This is a genomic window from Bacillus sp. 2D03, assembly GCF_003946765.1.
GTDB lineage: Bacteria > Bacillota > Bacilli > Bacillales > Bacillaceae_G > Bacillus_A > Bacillus_A cereus.
This window is the reverse complement of the sequence record NZ_RPSJ01000006.1, coordinates 168684-191293: the sequence shown is the minus strand read 5'-3', so window position 1 is coordinate 191293 and position 22610 is coordinate 168684. Positions and strand designations below refer to the sequence as shown.

Here is a 22610-nt window from a genome sequence, read left to right as displayed (position 1 = left end):
CCAAACTATTTATAGCATATTTATTAATATTTCAGGTCTTCCCCAATTCATTTCTTCACAAACAAATCTAAGTTTTTCTTCATCCATTGTGTGTAACCCTTCTTCTAGTGAACATGAAATTGGAACTTCACAGTGAATTTGGGCTAATTGTAACGAAATATTTAAGTTCTCTAAATCACTTTCAATCTTCGTACGCTGCGCTTTTGTTAATGATCCTACATTTTCTAGTACAGCGGATACTGTTCCGTGCTCTTGAATAAGCTTATACGCTGTTTTTTCACCGATACCTTTTACACCTGGATAATTATCACTTGTATCTCCCATGAAAGCTTTTGCATGGACGATTTGCCACGGCTCTACACCTTTTTCTTCCATGATTTTCTCCGGTGTGTAATATTCGTAATTTCCAATTCCTTTACGCAGAAGCATGACTGTAACGCTCTTATCAACAAGTTGAAGTAAATCCGTATCACCTGTTAAAATATAAACTTCAGCTTCATTGCAATATTGTTTTGCAAGCGTACCGATACAATCATCGGCTTCGTAGCCTTTCATACCGATAACTGGAATGGATAATTTTGCAGTCATTTCTTGCACTAAATCAAATTGAGGAATTAATTCTTCTGGTGGCGCTGCACGATTTGCTTTATAATTCGAGAACGATTCTGTTCTAAATGTCGTACTTCCCATATCCCAGCATGTAACGATATGTGTTGGTTCGATCGCTTGCGTAGCTGTTAATAAGTGTTTCATATAACCATGAATCCCGTTCGTAGGGGTTCCATCTTGTCGTTTCATAAATTGTCCGTAGACACTTGTTGCGTAAAAAGCACGAAATAATAGTGCCATACCATCAACTAATAATACTTTTTTCATAATTCCTCTCCTATTAAAAAAATAATAACCTTACGTTATCACGTAAGGTTATATAAATAGATTACCATTCTACGTTTTTGCTCAACTTTGTCTATTATACATTGTTTTTGTATATTTAGCACCATTAACACATTAAGACGTTCTACTACAACAAGTATGCAAGATGCCTGAATACGTATTTTTTCCAGTAGAAACAACGATAGCTTTTGCATTTCCACTAACGATATGCGAACCTTTAAAACATACATTTTCAAGCTCAAGTGGATTATAATCTTTCATCCGTTTTAATGGAATAAATCGTTTACGTTCAAGGTGATAGCAGCTCTCAAACTTCTCTATATTCGCTTCGTTTCCCGTTAACACAGACTCATTCACTAATAAATCATCTGCATAAATAATACGTACATCAGCTGGCACAGCATCTCCAGCCGAAAGAAAAATCATATCTCCAGGTACAAGTTCTTGCACAGGTATCTCCATCATTTTCAGTTCACTATTTAACCCTGTACTACTAGAACATTCTACTCTAGATACAGTAATCGTTTCACGTTGTAATTCATCACACACACGTTGTTTTGAAAAACCTGGAATCATGCCACCTAGCTTCATCATTACTTCTGCAAGAAGTGCTCTTTTTGAAGTTAGTTCATTTCGGCCATATACTTGAATACGTTTTTGTGCCTCTTTCATTGATAGTCCGTCTCTTGTTGTTTTAAAATATGCAAATACAGATTTTACATCTCTTGTTGCAATTTCAATTAATAAATCTTTATTTTTTTGGAGCATTGTTTGTTCTTTTATTGATTTTTTACTTAGTTTATATGACGTGTTACCCACAGTTTTGTTTGCATATAACATATTATCGTCTCCTCCTTTACAACATAGGAAGAAACGCTTTGTTTCTCAATTTATCCACTTTACTATGAAAGTGTCTCGCGCTTTATAAACGCTACATTGTGATAAATATAGAGGGAGGAACAAATCGTTTCCTGCCTACATCATATATTTTTGATTTGAAGTATATGGGTAACGGAACCGAGTCAGAATTTGACATGCTCCTCACCTCCTCGTTTAATTTTATAGTTTATAATATGAAATTACTCATAGCTTGGTAACAAAAAAGACCCCTACCCTTAAGAGAGTAGCGGCCATTACATACACAAATAAACGATTTCTAATATAATTAGAAATCTACGGACCTCTCCCTCACCGAGTTTTAGCACTGTATAGCATAGGTACATTACCAGCTACGTTAAGAAAAACCTTAATTCGATCATTCCTGTTGACCCATTGGCGTCTCTCGACATTTTTGGGCAGTAGCATTTCTCTATACAGGAGCCTCACCTAACAGAGACTTATTTTCATTACATTGAAAATGTTACTCTTATTTAAAATAGATGTCAACCGTAGCCTACAATTTTTTCAAATGGTATGGCAAACTAACGTATATAAAGTGAAACTTTAATCAGTGGGGGTTTTGTTCATCCGCCACTGATTATTAGCCCTCACCAATCGGGCTGCCCGGCAAATAGCGGTATAAAATAAAAAACTTTACGTTTAAACGTAAAGTTTTTAATAAGTTATACAACCAGCGATTACAATCCCAATTGAAAGCGATAAAAACATAAGAAAAAGACCGACTGCTTGATTATCTTCTTCAAGACTTTTGTTTATATTAAAGCGTGGTGTAAGCCACTCAGCTAAATAAAAGACGATAATTTGAGCCAAAATCCCAACTGCTCCCCACGAAATCATATCAAGAAGTGAAATTGAATTAGCTGCTGTCGAATATAAAACGATAGCTAACCCAAGTAATCGCCCTCCAAGCACATAGCTTACCGCCTTATTCCCTTGAGCCATTAACTTAAATTCCTTAACTTTCGTTGTCACTTCCATCAAGAACAGACCAATACATAAAAGTCCAAGTGTTACTGCTAAATATAATAAAAAATTAATCATTTTTCCCCCTCCTTTTTATACCTACCGGTAAATAGTACGATTCATTTCCTGTAATCTTTTCTCCCGCGCGAATACCGATACTACTCGCTTTTCCAGCAATTAAAAAAGAACCAAACACATACGACAGTTTCTCCATCCCTTTTTCTGTTTCCAAGGATACGACTGGAAGTTCTGTATACTTTTGAAATATTGGCAGTGACTTTTTATATGTTTGATGTGCATTTTGAAGCATAATATTTTCGTCCTTATCACGAATCGTAATTGTATCTCCTTCTCTACCAAATGAAGGTTTTTGAACGAAAGAACCTTTTCCTAAAAATAAATCTGGTTCTAAATATGTAGGTAACATATATTCTTTAATCCACTGTTGTTCCTCATTTGTATAAAAGGCCTCTTCTTCTGCTAACCCCCAAATAAGACACTGAATTGATTTTGGCTGAAGTAAAAATGCTGACAAAGGATTTATTATAAAAAGCTTTCCGGCCTTTACAAGTTGCAACAATTCCACACCTACCAAATCTCCTGTTTCAGGATCTTGATCCTCAATTAAATCTTCTATCGGATATGTTTGGCGATATAAAACGTCAATCTTCGCCCCATCTTTATCGATTAGAGCATCTTTTGTAATTCTAAGTTCTGACATTGGCACTACTTTATTTTCCACATGGCATAACTGACTCAAATACATAGTCGTATTCCAATCCTCAATATGTTCATGATGTGCTGTAAAAACAACATTTGGATTGTCTAATCCCTTTGTCGCTTCCATTACGGCTTTCGTAACACCAGAAGATAGCAATCGTTCTTGATCCGAGTTTGGATCATCATAACCTAGATTTTCACATACTTTCCCATTCATTTGAAAGCATTCCACAATAAAAGTTGGTGTATCACTATTAAACTCAAGCATTTTGATTTGGTTATCCTCTGTTACAGCAAAATCAAATCGCGAAATTACAGATTCAGGATAAAGCCCTTTCATTCTAATGAATGATAAACTCGCGGATGGAAAACCAAGCTCAAGAAGCTGTTCGTCACTTAAATTACGCAGCAGTCTAGCAGTCTTAAAAAATATTTTTCCCATTCGTTCAGTCGCTAATTGTAATTGCTTCATAGTCTGATTTGTTATAGAAAAAACATGAAACAAACTATACTCACATTCATATAAATTCGACCAAAAATTTGGATATTTCAAATAAAACTCTTTTCGATCCCTTATGTATTGCGACATATTTTATCCCCCAAATCCTCCCTTTGAACCGCTTCCAATTCCACCTTTAAATTCAGCAGACGATTGATACGATTTAAACGCCGATGAATTTTTAAAAGTGGATTTATTTTGATAGTATCGCCCACCATAGAAATAATGCCCACGATAACCTGAACTACTATCATCACACTGCCATACCCCAAGTTCATCATCCCAATCCCAATCAGAACAACTATTATCATTCGGTTTTGGGGGAAGATCTTGTGCGCAACCAAATAAAGTGCCAGTCATTAAAGACGTTACGACACCACCTACTAGCCATTTCGTTTTTGTCACCTTCGCACTCCCCTTTTTAATTTCTATTCCTATTATATAGGATGGCATGATAAAGTAGAAGAAAAAGGAAGAAGAGGTATAAAAATGCGCTTAGAATATCGACTTAATGATGAAACGAAAGGGTATCCTGCTTTATGGAACTACGTCAATATTTCTAATTCTGAAATTATCGCACGCATGACTTGTGAATATTTTATTAAAGAGAAAAATACTTATGTTGTTACTGCAACTTCGGTTGATCCAGACGGAACAGTAGTTATTTATATTCAAAAAGAAGTTTTCGCCAATGACCCTTCAGACCCTACATACTCCCACATCGGTTTTGAAATTAGAGAACTAAGTGAAACGAGTTCAAGCTTAGTAGATAGTCAAGATGTATGGAACTACGAAGAAATTTTACCATCTCTTCATTCAGATATTATATATATTCAGCGAGACGGCATGTCTATGGAATTCTCCTTAGATTCAAGAGAGATTGATGAAGACAGAAAGTGCTACATTTATTACGGAAACTTCACAGGTGAATCAAGATAATATTAATATATCTATGCAACAAAAAAACCTTACGTATAAAACGTAAGGTTTTTATATAGCCCCACATATGCCGTTCTCTCTAGATGTCCATAAACCTGCTCTCACAGGTGGATGCTCTCACAAATGTTTGTAACTTCCTTCTTAAAAAGATGGCATGTTAGCTACATTTAAATATTGAGCTTCCATATTAAACTTATTGGTTTAAGACATGCATAAGCTACGTACACCGTAGGAATTTTATATAAGGTTAGTTGAAATAAGACCCCCGCACGTGCCGCTCCTCGTAAATGTCCAAAAACCCGCTACTCGCAGGTGGATGCCCTCACAGTTACCGTACATCTTCCTCCACAAGGAAGGCTTGATGATGGTCGCTAAATATTGAGCTTCCGTATAACTAACATCGGTTTTAGACATAAATAAGTTACGCACACCGCAGGATGTATTATTTACTTGTCGTTATATTATCACATTGTTTCCAATGTGTAAAATACAAAGTTTTTCGAGCAATCTCTTGCTTGTGACCTTATTTTAATACAAATTATTTTTGCATGCAAGTGATTAATCTTCTTCTTTTGCAATTTGATTTTCTGGATAAGAAATCCAATCACTCCAGCTACCTGCATACAATTTAACATTTTGGAATCCAGCCAATTTTAATGCAACGATATTTGGACATGCCGTAACACCAGAACCACAATATACAATGGTTTCCTTATCTTTCGACAGATTTTGGAATCGTTCTTGTTGCCCAGCTTTATTCTTAAATTGTCCTGATTGCAACATTCCATCCTTCCAAAAATGGTTTACCGCTGTTGGAATATGTCCTGCTTTATGATCGACAAGTTCCTCTACACCAGCATAACGTTTCGGCTCTCTTGAATCAATTAATGTAACATCCGCACCTGCACGGATATTCTCTCTGACCGTTTCCATCGTTACAAGCATATGATCTTGTATATTAGCTTTGAATGTTTTTCGTATAGCAACAGGAATTTCCGCTGTTGTCGGTAGTCCATTCTCTTTCCAAGCAGGGAAACCACCATCTAATATATATACTTTCTCATGTCCTACATAGTTACATAACCACCATAAACGAGCAGCATTTGCACCAGCTTGACTGTCATACGCAATTACTGTCGTATGTTCATCAATACCAGCCTTCGAAAGCTTGTCTGCAAACTCCTCAATATTTGGTAAAGGATGGCGGCCACCATGTTCTGCTATAGGACTTGATAAATCTAAATTCAAATCAAAATATAACGCATGAGGAATATGTCCTTCTTCATACTTTTCTCTACCCCAATTAGGATTCGCTAAATCAAAACGACAATCGATTATACGGACATTCTCATCTTCTATATGCTCACGTAACCATTCGACTGTAACTATCATCTTTAACGACCTTCTTTCTCTTTCAAACGACTTACATACTCCATAACCATTTCTTCTGTAACATATTTACGCTGCAAGGTAACACCATTTTTTGCAAGATCATTAATTTGCTTCGTTACAAAATTAATGACATCAACCGAAAATTCTTTCCCATTTGACGCAAGAGATACGGCAGCTTCAATAGCTGCTTCACGCTGTGCATCTAATTGTAAACATGCTTTTACGCTTTCATTTTGTTTACGAGAATGTGCTGTAATTGCTTTATGTACTTCCATCTTCTCTTCCCCCTAAATAGTTATACGTTTTTATTCAATTCCATTGCAAGCCGGATCATATCACGACATACAATCCCATTTTCAATAATCTCTTCTTCATAATGCTTCGAAAAGTAATCAAAATCAATAGAAAAAATACGAAATCCACATTTTTGATATAAAGCAAGTTGTGAAACACTAGAATTGCCTGTACCAACTTCAAGTTTTGACATACCATATCCTTTAGCAGTTTCTACAGCATGCCTTAATAGCTTCTTCCCAATCCCTGTTCCTTGTAAATGTTCTACAACCGCAATATTCATGATTTCCATCGTCTTTGGCCTTGTTTCCAAAAGAACATATACACCGATAACGCTCCCCCCCTGCTTAGCTACGTATGTTAATCCTCTTTGTACATATGTAGCTATTTGCCGTTCACTTGGATCAGCAAGTAACAATAAAGCCTTCGGTATAGCCTCTTTTGGAATACGTTCTATTACAACAGACATAAAAAATTCCCCCTTCTCTATTGTTCTAAACCCTCCTTGTCTACCATAAGTAATAGAAAGGAGGGATTCACCATGGACAACAATGAGAAAAAATGCAACGTCATCTCTATTGATGGAAAGAAGAAGAAAAGCGACACGTATTCCTATCCAAAATTAGTAGTTGAAAACAAAACATATGAATTTTCTTCATTCGTCTTATGCGGTGAAACACCAGATGGCAGACGACTCGTTCTTACTCATATGATTTCTACCGATGAATTTGCTGGATTTGTAAAATCTTTAGATACTGTACTTCAAAAGAAAATTGAACGAATCTTTTTCTCATAACGACTATATAACATAAATTTCTTTTTCAATCTCTACTAACTGCTTTTGCAATTGTTCTTTACTTTGTTCATATAGAGATACATCGATCGTTTCAGCCAATGCAAACAATATACTTTCATAATAGTTCATCACATCTTGCTGCATCACTTTTTGGAATAAATTCCACTTCATATCCCACTCTTGCTTATAATGATGAACAAATAAATGTTTTTCATCAGCTACATAGTTTGATACGAGCGGTTCTAATACAGATTTAGCGTCTTCTTGCATAAAAGCTTTGTCATTCTTTTCAAAAAAGCTTTTCTCATTTTTAAAATGTGCCAATGCTTTTTTGAAATCTTTTATTTCAACTGAAGGGAAGGGTTCTTTATGTGTAATATCTTTATATTCATACTCCACTGTTCCATTCATAGAAATTGATTCATTTTCTACTTTACAGTTCACTACAATTTCGTCTTTTGCACGCTTCATCGCTTCGTCTATCCATTTTTCAAGGCGTAATGATGTCGCACGCATTTCTTGCAATAAATCATGCTGAATAAATGCTACTAATTCCATAACACACTGCTGCAATTGTGTTTTCACATTTCCATCGGTTCGAAGTGACGCCGGATTAATAAATTCAGTAAACACATCGTTATAGCGTAGGAATAGACGCTGTTGCACGTAATAAAGCAACTCTTTCACTTCATTTTGCATCGCCTGTTCTTCAGCAAGTACACTATATGAAGAAATGATATGAAGTAGTTGATCACGCTCTGCTTCATATTTTTTCGTTTGCTTCTCTTTCTCTTCATTCCCCTGCTTTGCACCCTTTATCATGTTTACTAAAAGCTGATCTGCCCCTTGCAACGCACCATATAGAGCATGCACAGAAACAAGCATTAAATCTCTCATCATAAAGGACGTAAATGATTCCTCAAACTTAGTAATCCCAGAGTTTTGTAAAATACCATACTTCTCTTTTTCAACATTCTTTCCTTGTTTCTCTTCAAGCGCACATAAACTTGAAATTGCAAATAAACGCGGATTTCTAATACCGTATTGCAGTAGCTGATCTGCGATATAATCTTTTACCATTTCAAGTTCTTCTTCAGACTCTGCTAAATCCGCAGCATTAATTAAGAAGAACATTTTATCAAGGGAAAAAGTATCCTTTACACGACCAAGCTGAATTAAAAATTCACGGTCAGCACGAGAGAATACATGGTTATAATATGTTACAAATAAAATAGCATCTGCGTTTTTAATATACTGGAATGCAACATCCGTATGGCGAGCATTGATAGAATCCGCTCCAGGTGTGTCTACAAGCGCTACTCCCTGCCTTGTTAAAGCACAATCATAATAAAGTTCCATATACTCAACGAAGCATGATTTCTCTTCATTCGCTACATAATCAGAGAACTCTTCTAATGTAACTTGTACTTGTTCTCCTAAATAAGTAGAAACTGCATCATACCCTTTTTGTACCGCTCGTAAAAAGCTAAATGTTGTTTTTTGCTTCCCAGTTGGTGAAGGATATTTCATAACTTTATCAATTTGTGCTAACGCTTCATCTAACGTAGCAATCTCATAATGAAACAGCTTATAAACAGCTTTCATATCTTCTAATAACGCTTGCTTTGATTTAAACTGAACAATTACTGTTCCATGTGGTTTTTCCTCTGTAACCGGCAAAATTTGATTAATCGTTGCCGTCGTCGGGTTTGGTGATACAGGAAGTACTTTCTCACCGAGTAAGGCATTGGCAAATGATGATTTTCCAGCACTAAATGCCCCGAATAACGCTACTGTAAATTGTTTTGTTTCTACACGTCTTCTTTTCTCTATTACCTCTTGCTGTACATGTTTCAGCGCTGGCAATGGCTCTAAGATCGTTTCAGCTTTTTTCACTTTCTCTAATATCCGCTGAATATTTAAAGCCGCCGTTCCTTTCAGCTCTTCTTCATGAATCGCTACGTTATCGTTTACGATTTCCTTCTCTTGTAGTGTAAATTTCTCACTAACAATTTGCTTTTCCCTTTGCAATATCTCATCTATTTGCAAACCTTCAGGCGTAGCAACATGATCGTGCCAAACATTTCGTAAATAGTCTTCATATGTCGCCAAATTGTTATTGTATTGTAATTGTGTTTCTTTCGCCGTTTGCAACATCGTATATGTTTCAATCTCTTCTTCAATACGAGCAACTGCTTCCCTCACCTTTTGCTTTAAAACGACCGCACTTTTATCAAAAATTTGCTGTGCTTTTATAAAATAACGCTTCTTTAATTCATTCGCTACATCCGCTGTATAAAGAAGTAAGTAATCACCTGTGAAACCTGCGCCTTGTTTAATTACCTCAGCCAACATTTCTGGTCCGAAAGCAATTTCTAACCCATATATGTCTTTCCCAATTTCCTCCGTGAACAATCCTTCTTCTTTTAAGAAGGCTACAATAAATTCCTTCACATGAAAATCAAGCTGCGTTTCAACAGTCTTTTGAAGGGCAGAATAAAACGCCTCTACACGCCTTTGTTTTTCTTGCTCCGTCTTTCCTTTCGCAAATAGCAAACCGACTTTAAACTTTGTTAATTTCGTTTCTAAGTACGCATTTGCCAATTCTCTCATTTCAAATGGCATTAAATACGCGTTATCTAATATAGCTTGTAGGCCTTTTATAAATTCATTTCTCACATGAGACTCTTTACTTGCCTCACGATTTTTCGCTTCCGTTAACTCTTCCTTCTTTTCAACTACCTCTGAAATAGAAAGTGGTGATGCTAACTCTTCCTCATATTTCAAAAGAGCTTTTTCATTTTCAGAAACAATAAACGAGAAATGTTCCCCCATTAAATATTCTGTTTCTCGCTCCATTCCATTCCTTACATACTGCTCTTTTTCTTTCATAATAGAAGTAATTAACGTTTCTAAGCTTCCAATTTCATTATGTGGATGGTTCATCATTCGTAATGACGTATAATATACTCCATCTACTTCAATATCCCAGTTAGAGAACGATTGCTTTACACTATCTTTATAATTCTCAAACGACAATTCATTTTCTTTATGTTTATCTATTTGATTGACAACGAGATAAACCGTTTTATTACGTTGTTTCAATTCTTTAACAAATTGCAAATTCACTTCCGATTGGACGTGATTATAATCCATCATATAAAAAATTACGTCTGCTAGATGTAGCGTTGATTCTGTCGCTAATTGATGGGCATCATCTGTTGAGTCAATCCCTGGTGTATCTACTAACATAACACCTTCAGGAATTGGCGCATCATTCCGATAAATGTGAACACCAATTACCTCATCACCATCTTTACAAATTTGTTTTAATTCTTCAGCTGAATATGCACCGTCATACTCGTACTGTTCTCCAGATTTAACCGTTACAACAACACGATCCATTCCTTTTTCAATTTTGACAACGTTAGCGCTTGTCGGAATTGGACTTGTTGGTAACAACTGCGCTTTATATAGATGATTCATCATCGTTGATTTCCCTGCAGAGAAGTGACCACAGAACGCTATCATAAGCTGTTCTTGTTTATATTTTTGAATCACCTCAAACAACTTTAAACTATTCTCTGCATCGCCGTGTTTTTGCCACTCTTCATAAAAACAAACAAGTTTTTTCATACCGTTTGTCTGTACTATGTTTGTCATCCCCTTGTTCCCCTTTATCCAAGATGTATATACTTTTCCCCGCTATTTGCGAGCTCATAACCAGTGAGAGTTACACCTACCCATTGATTACAGTTTCACTTTACTATCATACTAAATTTTCAGCATATTCTCATTAAAAATAAAAAATCCCTTTCATTCTTTTTACAAATGAAAGGGATTTTATGTCATATCACTCATTTTGCTGTTCCTACTCCATTTAAAACATACTTCGCAATAACTGCATATACAGCGACTGTACCTGCTACTAATGCATATACCATACTTACACACCAACCTTTTTGATAATGATTATCAATTTTAAATATATTTTATCATTAAAGAGAATCATTATCAACACTTTTCATAAAGAAAGCTCCTTATAAGAAGGAGCTTTACTGCCTGTTTTGAAAAAGGTTAAAACTTGTTGTGCCCTCTTATTATATCGCATCTTACATAACTTAATAGTTAAAAAAAATGGAAATCCACCCTATACCCTCCATCTTACATTTTGTATAATAAAAGGGAATTACTTAACAGGGAGGAAAATAATGACACAAAATATTTCACAAGGCGAGAGGATACACTCCATCGATATTATTAGAGGAATAGCTGTACTAGGTATTTTTCTTGTGAACTGGCCTGTTATCGCTGGGATTGACTCACGTGATATTTCAGGAGTTTATGAAGGGCTAGATAGCTATATCCGTCTATTTTACGATATGTTTATTCAAACAAAGTTTTATACTATCTTTTCGTTTTTATTTGGCCTAGGCTTTTACATTTTTATGAGTCGTGCTGAAGCAAAAACAGATCATCCGAAAATTTTATTTGTTCGCCGCTTACTTATTTTATTATTATTCGGTTTCTTACATTACGTTCTTTTATGGGACGGAGACATTTTACATACTTATGCGATTGCTGGATTTTTCTTATTTTTATTTTATAAGAGAGAACCTCGTACTATTTTAATATGGGCTATCGTTTTATTGAGTATTTTTCAATTCATTATGCTAATGGCTGGTATTACAGTTGCATTGGTACCAAAGGAAGAGCTAGGTTTTTCCTTACCTATCATGCCATTAGAAGATTGGCTGTCACAAATACAAAATCGTTTCCATGCATTTTACGCTGATGGAATTGGATTAAATTTACTTATGCTTCCAGAAACAGTTGGGCTATTTTTGCTTGGTTTATACGCCGGCAAAAAGGATATTTTCCGCCGCACGAAAGAGTTAGATCTAAAACTTAAAAAATGGCAAATTATTATGTTCCTTTTAACATTACCAATGTGGTTCTTCATGGTCCGTTACTTCTTATCAAAACCATTTTATGAACCAATTTATATGCAGGTCTTTACAATGTTTAGCGGAAAAACGTTATTCATATTCTACATTTTCACGCTAATGCGTTTATTACAAAAAGAAAAATGGCAAACGTTATTACGTCCATTCCAATACGTTGGACGAATGGCATTAACAAATTACATCTCGCATACAATTGTTACATTACTTGTATTTGGTCTATTCCTTAAAAATTATTATCCTGCTCCATTATGGGTTGGACCAATATTCTGCATTAGTTTCTACACGTTACAAATCTTTATTAGCCGCTGGTGGCTTTCACATTATCAATACGGGCCACTTGAGTACATTTGGCGTCTTGGTACGTACGGAAAAATGATGCCACTTAAAAAGAAAAGCAAGGTCTCATAATGAGACCTTGCTTTTTTACGCTTCTCTTACCGCACTTTGCATAGACACCGGCTCTTCTTTTATTTTCACTTTACGCTGCGGCACCATATTAAATACGATATTTAAAAGTACTGCTGACGCACTTCCAAGTACAATTCCGTTATCTGTTAAAATACGAATATTTTCAGGAAGTTGTGAGAATAAAGTAGGAACGACTGTAACTCCAAGTCCGATTCCGACAGAACATGCAACGATTAATAAATTTTCTTGTTTACCAAAATCAACGCTACTTAACATTTTAATACCATATGCCATTACCATACCGAACATTGCTAACATCGCACCGCCCAGTACTGATTTCGGAATGATCGTTGTAATAGCTGCGATTTTTGGAATGAATCCAAGAACGATTAACATACCACCACAAGTATAAATAATAACGCGATTTCTTACTCCAGTTAATTGAACAAGCCCTACGTTTTGAGAATATGTTGTATATGGGAACGCGTTGAAAATACCACCTAACACCATCGCTAATCCTTCTGCTCGATAGCCTTTTGTTAATTCTTTTTCACCAATCTTTTTATTGCAAATATCAGATAATGCAAAGTATACACCTGTTGCTTCTACAATCCCTACGCAAGCAACTAAAATCATCGTAATAATTGGCGTCAATTCAAATGTTGGTGTACCGAAGTAAAATGGCTGAATACCATGGAACCAATCTGCTTCTCCAACTGCTTGCAAGCTTACTTTCCCCATAAATGCTGCAACGATTGTACCGAACAATAAACCTAGCAAAATAGAGATTGAACGAATAAATCCGTCGAAGAAACGATACATAATGATGATAAATAGTAACACACCAAATGCTAACGCTAAGTTTTCAAGACTTCCGAAATCTTTGCTTCCTACTCCGCCAGCCATATCATTAATAGCAGCTGGAACAAGTGTAACTCCAATTACTGTAACGACAGATCCTGTTACAACAGGGGGAAACAGTTTTACAAGCTTTCCAAATAATTTTGCAAAAATAACAACGAATAACCCGGCAGCAATAATTGCTCCATAAATAGAAGACACGCCGTATTGTTTCCCGATTGCAATCATCGGTCCAACCGCTGTAAATGTACAACCAAGCACAACTGGAAGCCCAATACCGAAAAAGCGATTTGATAATGCTTGTAAAATTGTCGCAACGCCGCACATTAATAAATCAATTGAGACTAAATATGTTAACTCTTTTTGATTCAAACCAAGTCCACCGCCCACAATAAGCGGAACGATAATTGCTCCAGCATACATTGCAAGCATATGCTGCATACCAAGCGATGCAATTTTAAATGGATGCTGCTTCATCGTTTATTTCACCTCCGCAGTTTCTTGCTGTACAAATGTAACTGTGCCGTTATCAAGTGATGCAATTTCTGCTAGTGATTCAACACGAACGCCTTGTTCACGAAGCTTCTTTCCTCCATCTTGAAATGCTTTTTCAATAACAATTCCAATTCCTGCAATACTCGCTCCAGCTTGCTCTACTAAACTCATTAAACCTAAAGCAGCCTGACCGTTTGCTAAAAAGTCATCGATGATTAATACACGATCATTTTCATCGATATGATTTCGAGATAATGAAATTTCATTTGTTTCTTGTTTTGTAAATGAATATACGTTTGCAACGTACATATTATCTTGTAACGTTAACGATTTACGTTTTCGTGCAAAAATTACTTTTACACCAAGCTCTAATGCAGCCATAACCGCTGGTGCAATGCCTGAAGATTCAATCGTCACGATTTTTGTAATGTTCTCTTCTTTAAAACGTTTAGCAAATTCTTTTCCGATTTCTTGCATAAGTACTGGATCAATTTGATGATTTAAAAAAGCATCTACCTTTAATACGTCACCAGATAAAACCTTTCCTTCGTTCAAAATCTTTTCTTGTAATACTTTCATGTTTGTTCCCCCTCTTATGCAATAAAAAAACTCCAAAAGCCGCCACCACTCGTTACAAGTGAGAGACGCGCTTTTGGAGTTTCGCAAAAAAAGAATGCTAAACAAGCAATTATATTCGTCCTCACTCATAGTCAAAGTATTTACGGTACTTCGGTAGAAACTTGCAGGCCATATCCCCGCGATTATATGAGTGTAGCTAACTATTTATTTTATAGAAGGATTATAACGTACTTTTTATGCTTTGAAAAGCATTTATCAAAAAAACACGTACAAATTTTTAAAAACCACTATTTTTGTTCGAGTTTTGCAAACTCTTTCATTCCCAATTACAACTTCGTTAAAATGATTGGCCCATCTTTTGTAATCGCAATTGTATGCTCATATTGAGCTGATAATTTCCCGTCCATCGTTCGTACAGTCCACCCATTTAAATCTACTTTAGAATATCGCATACCTATATTTACAATCGGTTCAATTGTAATTACCATTCCTTCTTGTAACTGAGGTCCTTGTCCTTGTTTCCCAAAATGAAAAATTGCTGGTTCTTCATGAATCTCTTTACCAATCCCATGTCCCGTAAAGTCTCTTGCGACAGAAAAACCTTCATTTGTTACATAACTTTCAATTGCATAGCCAATGTCTCCTACATGATTACCAATTACCGCCTGATCAATCCCTTTATACAAAGCATTCTCAGCTACTAACAACAACTTTTCTGCTTCATCAGAAACTTTTCCAACTCTATACGTCCAAGCAGAATCTGAAAGACCCCCATTTAAGTTTACTACCGTGTCAATTGTTACAATATTACCCTCAGTTAAAGGAACATCGGCTGGAAACGCATGACACATTTCATCGTTTACAGATGCACATATCGCATATGGATACCCGTTGTAACCTTTCTGTTCAGATGTGGCACCATGCTTTTTTAAATACATTTCAACAAACGTATCAATCTCTTGTGTCGTTATACCTGGCTTTATCATTTTCGCAATTTCTTTATGACATGAAGCAAGTAATTTTCCAGATTCATGCATCAAATCTATTTCATTTTTCGTTTTAATTGTAATCATACTACCTCTACCTTTCCTTGCTAAACCTACTATTTGCTACTAAACTTCTATCATACACACCCTCTACCGAAATTTCAAAACTCTCAATTACAACAAGTAAACAATATGTATCATATATTTCTAAATCAAAATAAAAAAACAGAAGATCCTCTGTTTTTTAATCACGTTTACATATATAGTTCATTTTCAAGAACTCAAAACAACCACCATTTGTTTTCTGTATAAACGTTCCAACCGCTTCAAACCCCACCCTTTTATACACTTTTATCGCTCTCTCATTAAATGTCGCTACTGATAGTGTTATATATTTGCATCCGTATTTTTCTTTGCTAAAAGCTAGTCCAGCATTCACGAACTGTAAACCAAATCCATTTCCAGTTATATCAGGCCTCATTCCAAGTCCAATCTCAACCGTTCTATCATTCATTTTACAAACAGTAAAAAAACCAATGAGAATGCCATTTTCCTTCACAGAAAATGTATGATTCCCTCTACTCTCATCATGTAAAAACTCATCTAAATCTTCTTCATCTGCCTCTATATCGTAAAAGGAATATTCCCCTTTATAATGCCAGTTATATGCAATCTCTTCCGCCTCTTCTTGCGTCATTACTGTATATGTATAAACCATCTTCTATCCCCCTATAAAAAAAGCTGCAAGTAAGCAGCTCTTTTTTATAACTCATAAATTCCTTTATACTTCACTTCTAAATAATCCGCTAAGTAATTTGCATTTAACCCTTCGCCTGTTACATCTTCTAAAATTTCAAGTGGCTTTTTCGTTTTACCATACTGGTGAATATGTTCTGTTAACCATTCACGAATTGGTGTTACGTTTCCTTCTTCTAACAATGCATCAAAGTTCGGAATGTCTTTTAACATTCTTTGCTTAAATTGTGCTGCATACATGTAACCAAGCGCATAAGATGGGAAGTATCCAAATGAGCCACCAGCCCAGTGAACATCTTGCAATACACCTTGCGCATCATTTTCCGGACGAATTCCTAAATATGCTTCCATCTTATCATTCCAAGCTGCTGGTAAGTCCTTCACTTGTAATGTACCATCAAATAATTCTTTCTCTAATTCATAACGCACCATAACATGAAGCGGGTATGTAAGCTCATCTGCTTCTATACGAATGAATGACGGCTTCGATTCGTTAATTGCATCATAAAATTCATCGACTGACATATCATCAAATTGACCATTGCTATACTCTTTTAATAAATCATAATTTTTCTTCCAGAATGATTTATTACGGCCGATAAAGTTCTCAAAGAATAACGATTGTGACTCATGAATACCCATAGATGTTCCACTACATAACGGTGTACCTTCAAATTTCTCTGCAATATTTTGTTCATATACAGCATGACCACATTCATGAATTGTTCCAAACACAGCCATGCGGAAATCCTTTTCGTCATAGCGTGTCGTAATACGAACATCCCCTCTATTTAAAGTAATCTCGAATGGATGTACTGTTTCATCAAGACGGCCTGCCTCAAAGTCATAATTCAATTGCTTTAATAGTTCTAATGTAAAGTTCTTTTGTTTTTCTTTTGAAAATTTTTCCGATAAAGCACTTGTTTTTAATCCTTTTTTAGACTCAGAGATTTCTTTTACAAGCGGTACGATGCGCTCACGAAGTTGACCAAATACGTGATCTAAAACTTCTACTGTAATACCTGGCTCATACATGTCTAATAATGTATTGTATTTATATGTTTCGTAACCCCAATATGTAATAAATTTCTTTTTAAATTCAACAATTTTTTCTAAGTACGGGCGGAACATTTCGAAATCAGATTTTTCACGAGCTTCTTCCCACACACTCTCTGCTTTCGCTTCTAATTTCACATACGCTTCGTATTCCGCTTGTGGAATTTTCTTATTTCTATCATATTCTTTACGACACTCTTCAACCATTTTCTTCGTCGTTTCAGAAAGTTTATCTTCACGTATTAAAGCTTCAAGCTCTGTTAAATAGTTCCCCATCTCATCTGAAGTCGACATGGCAAATACTTCTGATGAAAGCATGCCAATTACTTCTGAACGCTGGTCTACACCTTTTTTAGGCGCCCCTGTTCTCAAGTCCCAAAACATTAAGCTTAATGCTTCTCCGTAATTTTGTATCTTCTTCACGTATGTTAAAAATTGCTTTTCTACTTCATATGTAGCTACTGTCATTGTATAAAAACCTCCTTTTTCTACCTCAAACTTAATTCGACATGAAAATCTAATTTCCTTTTATAATAGAAAAAAAGCTTGGCAAGCGCCAAGCTTTCTCCTTATAATTCTTTACCTTCTACTGGTAGTACGTTTTTCACCGCTTCTATCACTTTCTCATCTTCTGTATCAGATAAGAAGATTGATATAGCACCTTTATCGTCGCTCGTACGAATTAAACGGCCAATCCCTTGACGAAGACGTAAAATCATATACGGTACATCTACATCCCAGAATGGATCATTTACATGTTTACGCTTCGCCTCAAACACAGGATCGTTTGGAGGGAATGGTAATGACCAAATGATAACATGTGATAATGATGAACCAGGAATGTCTAAACCTTCCCATAAATGAACGGCACAAAGTACAGTCTCTTCTTCATTTTGGAAACGAGAAACGAGCTGACTAATTTCTTGATCCCCTTCATATAAGAACGGAACTGACATTTGTTCTTTACTTACATATTCTTTAAACGCTGCAAGTTCTTGTGTTGTACGGAATAATACAAGTGTACGTCCATTTGTTTTCTGTATATTTTCAAGTGTATATTGGCACTTTCTTTCCCATTCATTTTCTTTCGTATGCGATAGTAAGTTTACTGCCATTTGCTCCTCATAATCAAACGGTGAGGCAACTGAGAATGATAAGTAATCTTTTACCCCTAGGCTATTTGCTGTAAATGCGAATGAATCGTTATTAGATAATGTAGCAGACGAGAAAATATACGGAATTTTCTTCGAGAATACTTTCTCTTGTAATACTTCTTCTACTGCACGTGGCATAATCACTAACGTGAAGGCTCCATCACCTTCTTCACCCCATGTAATTACATTTTTCTCATGCATGAACAGACGAAGTGAATGCTCTAATACATCTAAATGTTCATCAACGATATTTAAGTCATACGTGTTTACTGTATGCATTTCACTTTCAAATACTAATGCATCACCGACTTCACCAATTTTCGCATAAAGTCGTTTCGCTTCAGCTGTTACTTTTTCTGTCACAGTAATTTCTAAACGATCAGAACCGGCAATTTCTTTTTTGTTTTCTTGTAACACATCAAAGAATCGCTCTGTTTGCCAAATTGTTTCTTCTACTAAATGTGCAAACTCTTCACGAATATCGTTTTGTAATAATCTCGTTAAAAGTTGCTCCATCATCGTTTGCTTTAAACGATATGTTAAAGCTTTTTGAGCTGCATATTCTACAAGATGTCCTTCATCGAATACAACACAACTACTTTCTGGTAATAATGGAATTTGTCCTTCACGCTTTCGAGCATCGTACGTCCAAATATGATCCATATAAAAATCTTGAGAACAAATAATTAAATCTGCTGCTTTACGATAATGTTCACGTGAAAGAGTTTGACCGCAACGATGACGAGAATCACAAGTGAAGCAATCTTGGAAGTAATCCCAATTTACTTTTGACCATTCTTCGTCATTTAATAGTGGAAATTCTTTTCGGTCACCATAGTGAGTAAAGTTTTGCATCGTACCATGATCAAATACGAATTGTGGTAATTCATAATATACGTCTTCAATTACTTCTGGAGCTCGTCCACTCATAACATCTTCAAGCTTACGTAAACATAAATAATTATCCATTGATTTCGCAAGTCGTACATCTACAGATAAGCCTAACGCTTCAGATAATTTCGCAATGTCTCCTTCTTCTTTCACAAGCTGCTCAATTAACGTTTCATCTGCACAAGCAATAATAGCTGGTTTTCCAGTATAACGCGCATAGCAAATTGCATATAGAAGATATACAATAGTTTTCCCTGTTCCTACACCCGCTTCTGCGAACATAACTTTCTTTTCTTGGAAAGCACGCTCTAATTGAAACGCCATAAAAATTTGTTCATCACGCTCTTCAAAACCTTTTTCCGGAAGGATGTCGTAAAACACATCTCCAATCCACTCATTCAACTTATCATAAAAATTGTCTTGTTTTCCTACTTCAAATGGTAATCTCTTCTCAGTAAACATCCTTAGCCTCCAACCAAAAAGTTTTTCTATAAAAAGATATAGTAACCGCTACTCATATGTGTGCAGCTACTTTCCCCTGTTGCCATACATATAAATACACGAAAAAAAATTTTCCTTTCGAAAAAGGAAAATTTTCTTCTATATTAATGACTTTAAATACCTTTTATCAATCGCTGTTTCATGTGAAAGAGCTGACAAATATTCTTCTTGTGCTTTTTGTATTTCATCTACAATCGCATCTTGACTATCCACTTCTTTTCCGAGCTCATCATACGTACGGTGAATAGCTTTTTGAATCATTGATAATTGGAAATTATCCATATCACTTCCTCCTTTACGCATTACATAATAGCCAGTATATGCGCGCTGGAGGAGTTTTATACTATGAATTACGCGGTGGACGTTTTCCGAAGTATTGGTAGTAATCTGTACGGATAAATCCGTTAAACAGTTTACGCTTCTTCGACGCATCTTTTCCGTAACACTTCTCAAATGCTTCATAGCTTGTTAATACATACGCTGACCATGTATCTAATGGGCGGAATACTTGTCCCATTTCTTTATACAGTTGTTCAACGAGTGCTTTTTCACTTAAACGTTCTCCGTATGGAGGATTCGTTACAACGTAGCCATAATCCTCTTTTGTTGTGAAATCTTTTACTTGCATTTGTTTAAATGTAATTAAATCACCTAAGCCTACTTCTTCTGCGTTATCTTGAGCAACTCGAATCATACGATGATCAATATCCGATCCAATGATTTGTAATCGTTGATCATAGTTCGCTAAATCTTCAGCTTCTTGACGAGCTTCACGCCAGTTTTGTTTACCTACCCAGCCCCACTCGTCAGATGCGAAACCACGGTTAAATCCTGGTGCAATGTTTTGTCCAATTAATGCTGCTTCAATCGGAATTGTACCTGATCCACAGAATGGATCAACAAATGGACGATCTGGCTTCCAGTTTGTTAATTTAATTAAAGAGGCAGCTAATGTTTCTTTTAACGGAGCTTCCCCTTGATCCATACGGTATCCACGTTTATGAAGTCCAACACCGCTCGCATCAATTGTTAATGTTGCAATATCCTTGAGCATTGCAATCTCGATACGGAATAACGGACCATCTTCTTCAAACCAAGTTGTACGTTTATATGTTGTTTTTAATTTTTCAACGACAGCTTTTTTAACGATACGTTGGCAATCCGAAACACTGAATAATTCAGATTTTAAAGATTTACCGATAACAGGGAATTCGCCATTCTCTGGAATATAATCTCCCCAGTTTAATGCTTTCGTTTTTTCAAATAGCTCATCAAATGTTGTTGCTTTAAATTCGCCAACTTTAATTTTTACACGGTCCGCAGTACGTAACCATAAATTCGTGCGACAAATCGCCTTTTCATCTGCTTCAAATGTTACTTTGCTGTTTTCTACTTGACATTCATAACCAAGATCGCGAACTTCTCGGGCAACTAACGCTTCAATACCCATTGCCGCTGTTGCAATTAAAGTAACTTTTCCCATTTGCATTCACCTCTTATGTATATTCAAACAATAATTAATAGCAATTGGTCCTATTAATCATTACATTTTACGAAAAATTTTCTCATTAACCATTTTAACTCATACTTTATAACTTCATACAAATAAAAAGCCCTCCTCTAACAAAGGAGAGCTGAGTTATTTCATAGTTGGTTCATAACGTTCTGTAAGCCATGTTCTGTTCCTTTGTACTACAAACGGCCCACGCCTCGTACTCCGGTGGCAATCATCTATCTACAGGTTATAAAACCTGTCCTTTCCCGTCGTTCATTTCCTTGGAAAAGATTCCCCTACCATTATTTGGGTTTCTCGCTCGTGGGGTTTACCTCGTTCCACTCCTATCATTTCTTCAAGGACTTCGTCACTGTGGCACTTTAAAGGTAGTCAAACCATATCCGAAAGGACTTAGGTTTTTTCCCTGCCGTTAAACCAGCCTTACAGCCAGAATACCCTAGCTTATGAATTGGCTAGGCACGAACACTACAGCCATCTCAGGCCGTGCGAGCATGGACTTTCCTCTACAACGTTGGCGTTGCAGCGATTACCCAAACGTTATGACATCCATTAGTATAGTGGAAACAAAAAGATTTTGCAACGTTTTTTTCTATGTAAAATGCTTAAACCTTTTCCCACCTTACATCATTCGTATAACTTACTTCCAAATACAGCTTTTTCTAAGTTAGATAAGCGTTTTAAAATATCCGTATTCGTGTTGTTATAAACTGGTTGTGCAACTGGTGTTTGTACAGGTTGTTGTGGAACTTGCGTTACTGCTAGTTTTTGTTCCTCTAATTCACGCTTTAAACGAGCATTTTGTTGCTTTAATTGCTCAAACTCTTTGTGGAAAGCTTCATAGTCTTTAATGATCATATCAAGAAACTTGTCTACTTCTTCTTGCTGATAACCTCTCATACCTGTTTTAAATTCTTTTTCTAAAATATCTTTCGCTGTTAATTTAATTTTATCCGAAATCATTTTCTTCACCTCAAATTTTTACCAAAACTTTCATTAACTAAATTTTTTCAGAAACAATGCTTTTTGTCAATCATATATACGAG

At 35.9% G+C, this 22610-nt stretch carries 21 protein-coding genes, 3 other RNA genes and 2 riboswitches; of the genes, 3 read left to right on the top strand and 21 right to left on the bottom strand.

Annotated elements, in window-relative coordinates; genetic code table 11:
• Nucleotides 1-9: 9 nt before the first annotated feature.
• From EBQ15_RS15730 to EBQ15_RS15705, 5 genes are all read right to left on the bottom strand, one after another.
• A complete protein-coding gene (locus EBQ15_RS15730; protein WP_000757076.1) occupies nucleotides 10-876 on the bottom strand; it encodes a 5'-3' exonuclease in 867 nt (288 codons plus the stop codon).
• 132 nt (nucleotides 877-1008) lie between these two features.
• Entirely contained in the window at nucleotides 1009-1734 is a 726-nt protein-coding gene (locus tag EBQ15_RS15725; protein WP_000964949.1) for a P-type ATPase actuator domain-containing protein, read from the bottom strand.
• A gap of 335 nt (nucleotides 1735-2069) precedes the next feature.
• Nucleotides 2070-2235, bottom strand: a riboswitch (M-box (ykoK) riboswitch).
• A gap of 213 nt (nucleotides 2236-2448) precedes the next feature.
• Nucleotides 2449-2835, bottom strand: coding sequence for a DUF350 domain-containing protein (locus EBQ15_RS15715; protein ID WP_000606857.1), 387 nt, complete (start codon nucleotides 2833-2835; stop codon nucleotides 2449-2451).
• The gene (locus tag EBQ15_RS15710) at nucleotides 2828-4066 is read right to left on the bottom strand and encodes a glutathionylspermidine synthase family protein (RefSeq protein ID WP_000084949.1); all 1239 of its coding nucleotides are present in this window, start codon (nucleotides 4064-4066) and stop codon (nucleotides 2828-2830) included. Before EBQ15_RS15710 ends, EBQ15_RS15715 begins: the two co-directional genes overlap by 8 nt.
• A gap of 3 nt (nucleotides 4067-4069) precedes the next feature.
• Nucleotides 4070-4381, bottom strand: coding sequence for a hypothetical protein (locus EBQ15_RS15705; protein WP_000169030.1), 312 nt, complete (start codon nucleotides 4379-4381; stop codon nucleotides 4070-4072).
• An 84-nt stretch (nucleotides 4382-4465) separates the two neighbouring features.
• Between EBQ15_RS15705 and EBQ15_RS15700 the strand changes: the two genes are divergently transcribed.
• On the top strand, nucleotides 4466-4915 hold the full coding sequence (locus EBQ15_RS15700; protein WP_001235533.1) for a hypothetical protein: 450 nt from the start codon (nucleotides 4466-4468) through the stop codon (nucleotides 4913-4915).
• Nucleotides 4916-4969: 54 nt separating this feature from the next.
• On the opposite strand, the gene ssrS (EBQ15_RS15695) is transcribed toward EBQ15_RS15700, so the two are convergent.
• From ssrS (EBQ15_RS15695) to EBQ15_RS15675, 5 genes are all read right to left on the bottom strand, one after another.
• Nucleotides 4970-5153: non-coding RNA, 6S RNA (ssrS, locus tag EBQ15_RS15695), on the bottom strand.
• Nucleotides 5154-5174: 21 nt separating this feature from the next.
• Nucleotides 5175-5357: non-coding RNA, 6S RNA (ssrS, locus tag EBQ15_RS15690), on the bottom strand.
• Between the two features lie 116 nt (nucleotides 5358-5473).
• The gene (locus tag EBQ15_RS15685) at nucleotides 5474-6307 is read right to left on the bottom strand and encodes a sulfurtransferase (RefSeq protein ID WP_000637562.1); all 834 of its coding nucleotides are present in this window, start codon (nucleotides 6305-6307) and stop codon (nucleotides 5474-5476) included.
• Between the two features lie 2 nt (nucleotides 6308-6309).
• Nucleotides 6310-6582 (bottom strand): YpbS family protein, encoded by a 273-nt coding sequence (locus EBQ15_RS15680; protein ID WP_000451810.1) that lies wholly within the window; start codon nucleotides 6580-6582, stop codon nucleotides 6310-6312.
• A 20-nt stretch (nucleotides 6583-6602) separates the two neighbouring features.
• The gene (locus EBQ15_RS15675; protein WP_000117687.1) at nucleotides 6603-7070 is read right to left on the bottom strand and encodes a GNAT family N-acetyltransferase; all 468 of its coding nucleotides are present in this window, start codon (nucleotides 7068-7070) and stop codon (nucleotides 6603-6605) included.
• 72 nt (nucleotides 7071-7142) lie between these two features.
• On the opposite strand from EBQ15_RS15675, the gene EBQ15_RS15670 reads away from it, so the two are divergent.
• Nucleotides 7143-7397, top strand: a complete 255-nt coding sequence (locus EBQ15_RS15670) for a DUF3931 domain-containing protein (protein ID WP_000369740.1) — start codon at nucleotides 7143-7145, stop codon at nucleotides 7395-7397.
• 3 nt (nucleotides 7398-7400) lie between these two features.
• Here EBQ15_RS15670 and EBQ15_RS15665 read toward each other — a convergent pair whose 3' ends face one another.
• Nucleotides 7401-11060: a dynamin family protein gene (locus EBQ15_RS15665; protein WP_000182127.1), complete on the bottom strand. Its 3660-nt coding sequence runs from the start codon at nucleotides 11058-11060 to the stop codon at nucleotides 7401-7403.
• A gap of 548 nt (nucleotides 11061-11608) precedes the next feature.
• Here EBQ15_RS15665 and EBQ15_RS15660 point away from each other — a divergent pair.
• Nucleotides 11609-12772 carry a DUF418 domain-containing protein gene (locus EBQ15_RS15660; protein ID WP_000193088.1) on the top strand — a complete coding sequence of 388 codons (1164 nt, stop codon included), beginning with the start codon at nucleotides 11609-11611 and terminating at the stop codon, nucleotides 12770-12772.
• Between the two features lie 15 nt (nucleotides 12773-12787).
• Here EBQ15_RS15660 and pbuX read toward each other — a convergent pair whose 3' ends face one another.
• The 10 genes from pbuX to gpsB form a co-directional block, all read right to left on the bottom strand.
• Nucleotides 12788-14110 carry a xanthine permease PbuX gene (pbuX, locus tag EBQ15_RS15655; protein WP_000809219.1) on the bottom strand — a complete coding sequence of 441 codons (1323 nt, stop codon included), beginning with the start codon at nucleotides 14108-14110 and terminating at the stop codon, nucleotides 12788-12790.
• 3 nt (nucleotides 14111-14113) lie between these two features.
• Nucleotides 14114-14707: a xanthine phosphoribosyltransferase gene (locus EBQ15_RS15650; protein ID WP_000866483.1), complete on the bottom strand. Its 594-nt coding sequence runs from the start codon at nucleotides 14705-14707 to the stop codon at nucleotides 14114-14116.
• Nucleotides 14708-14815: 108 nt separating this feature from the next.
• Nucleotides 14816-14917: riboswitch (purine riboswitch) on the bottom strand.
• Nucleotides 14918-15033: 116 nt separating this feature from the next.
• A complete protein-coding gene (locus EBQ15_RS15645; RefSeq protein WP_000628415.1) occupies nucleotides 15034-15780 on the bottom strand; it encodes a type I methionyl aminopeptidase in 747 nt (248 codons plus the stop codon).
• A 157-nt stretch (nucleotides 15781-15937) separates the two neighbouring features.
• Nucleotides 15938-16411, bottom strand: coding sequence for a GNAT family N-acetyltransferase (locus EBQ15_RS15640; RefSeq protein ID WP_000263214.1), 474 nt, complete (start codon nucleotides 16409-16411; stop codon nucleotides 15938-15940).
• A gap of 44 nt (nucleotides 16412-16455) precedes the next feature.
• Complete coding sequence (gene ypwA / locus EBQ15_RS15635) at nucleotides 16456-17973, bottom strand: carboxypeptidase (protein ID WP_000215070.1); 1518 nt, start codon at nucleotides 17971-17973, stop codon at nucleotides 16456-16458.
• A gap of 101 nt (nucleotides 17974-18074) precedes the next feature.
• A complete protein-coding gene (locus EBQ15_RS15630; RefSeq protein ID WP_000493698.1) occupies nucleotides 18075-20012 on the bottom strand; it encodes an ATP-dependent DNA helicase in 1938 nt (645 codons plus the stop codon).
• 138 nt (nucleotides 20013-20150) lie between these two features.
• Nucleotides 20151-20333, bottom strand: coding sequence for a DUF3921 family protein (locus tag EBQ15_RS15625; RefSeq protein WP_000368569.1), 183 nt, complete (start codon nucleotides 20331-20333; stop codon nucleotides 20151-20153).
• Nucleotides 20334-20394: 61 nt separating this feature from the next.
• Entirely contained in the window at nucleotides 20395-21534 is a 1140-nt protein-coding gene (locus EBQ15_RS15620; RefSeq protein ID WP_000521224.1) for a THUMP domain-containing class I SAM-dependent RNA methyltransferase, read from the bottom strand.
• Between the two features lie 180 nt (nucleotides 21535-21714).
• An RNA gene (rnpB, locus tag EBQ15_RS15615) (RNase P RNA component class B) lies at nucleotides 21715-22105 on the bottom strand.
• A gap of 86 nt (nucleotides 22106-22191) precedes the next feature.
• Nucleotides 22192-22527, bottom strand: coding sequence for a cell division regulator GpsB (gene gpsB, locus EBQ15_RS15610; protein WP_000622431.1), 336 nt, complete (start codon nucleotides 22525-22527; stop codon nucleotides 22192-22194).
• Between the last annotated feature and the right edge of the window lie 83 nt (nucleotides 22528-22610).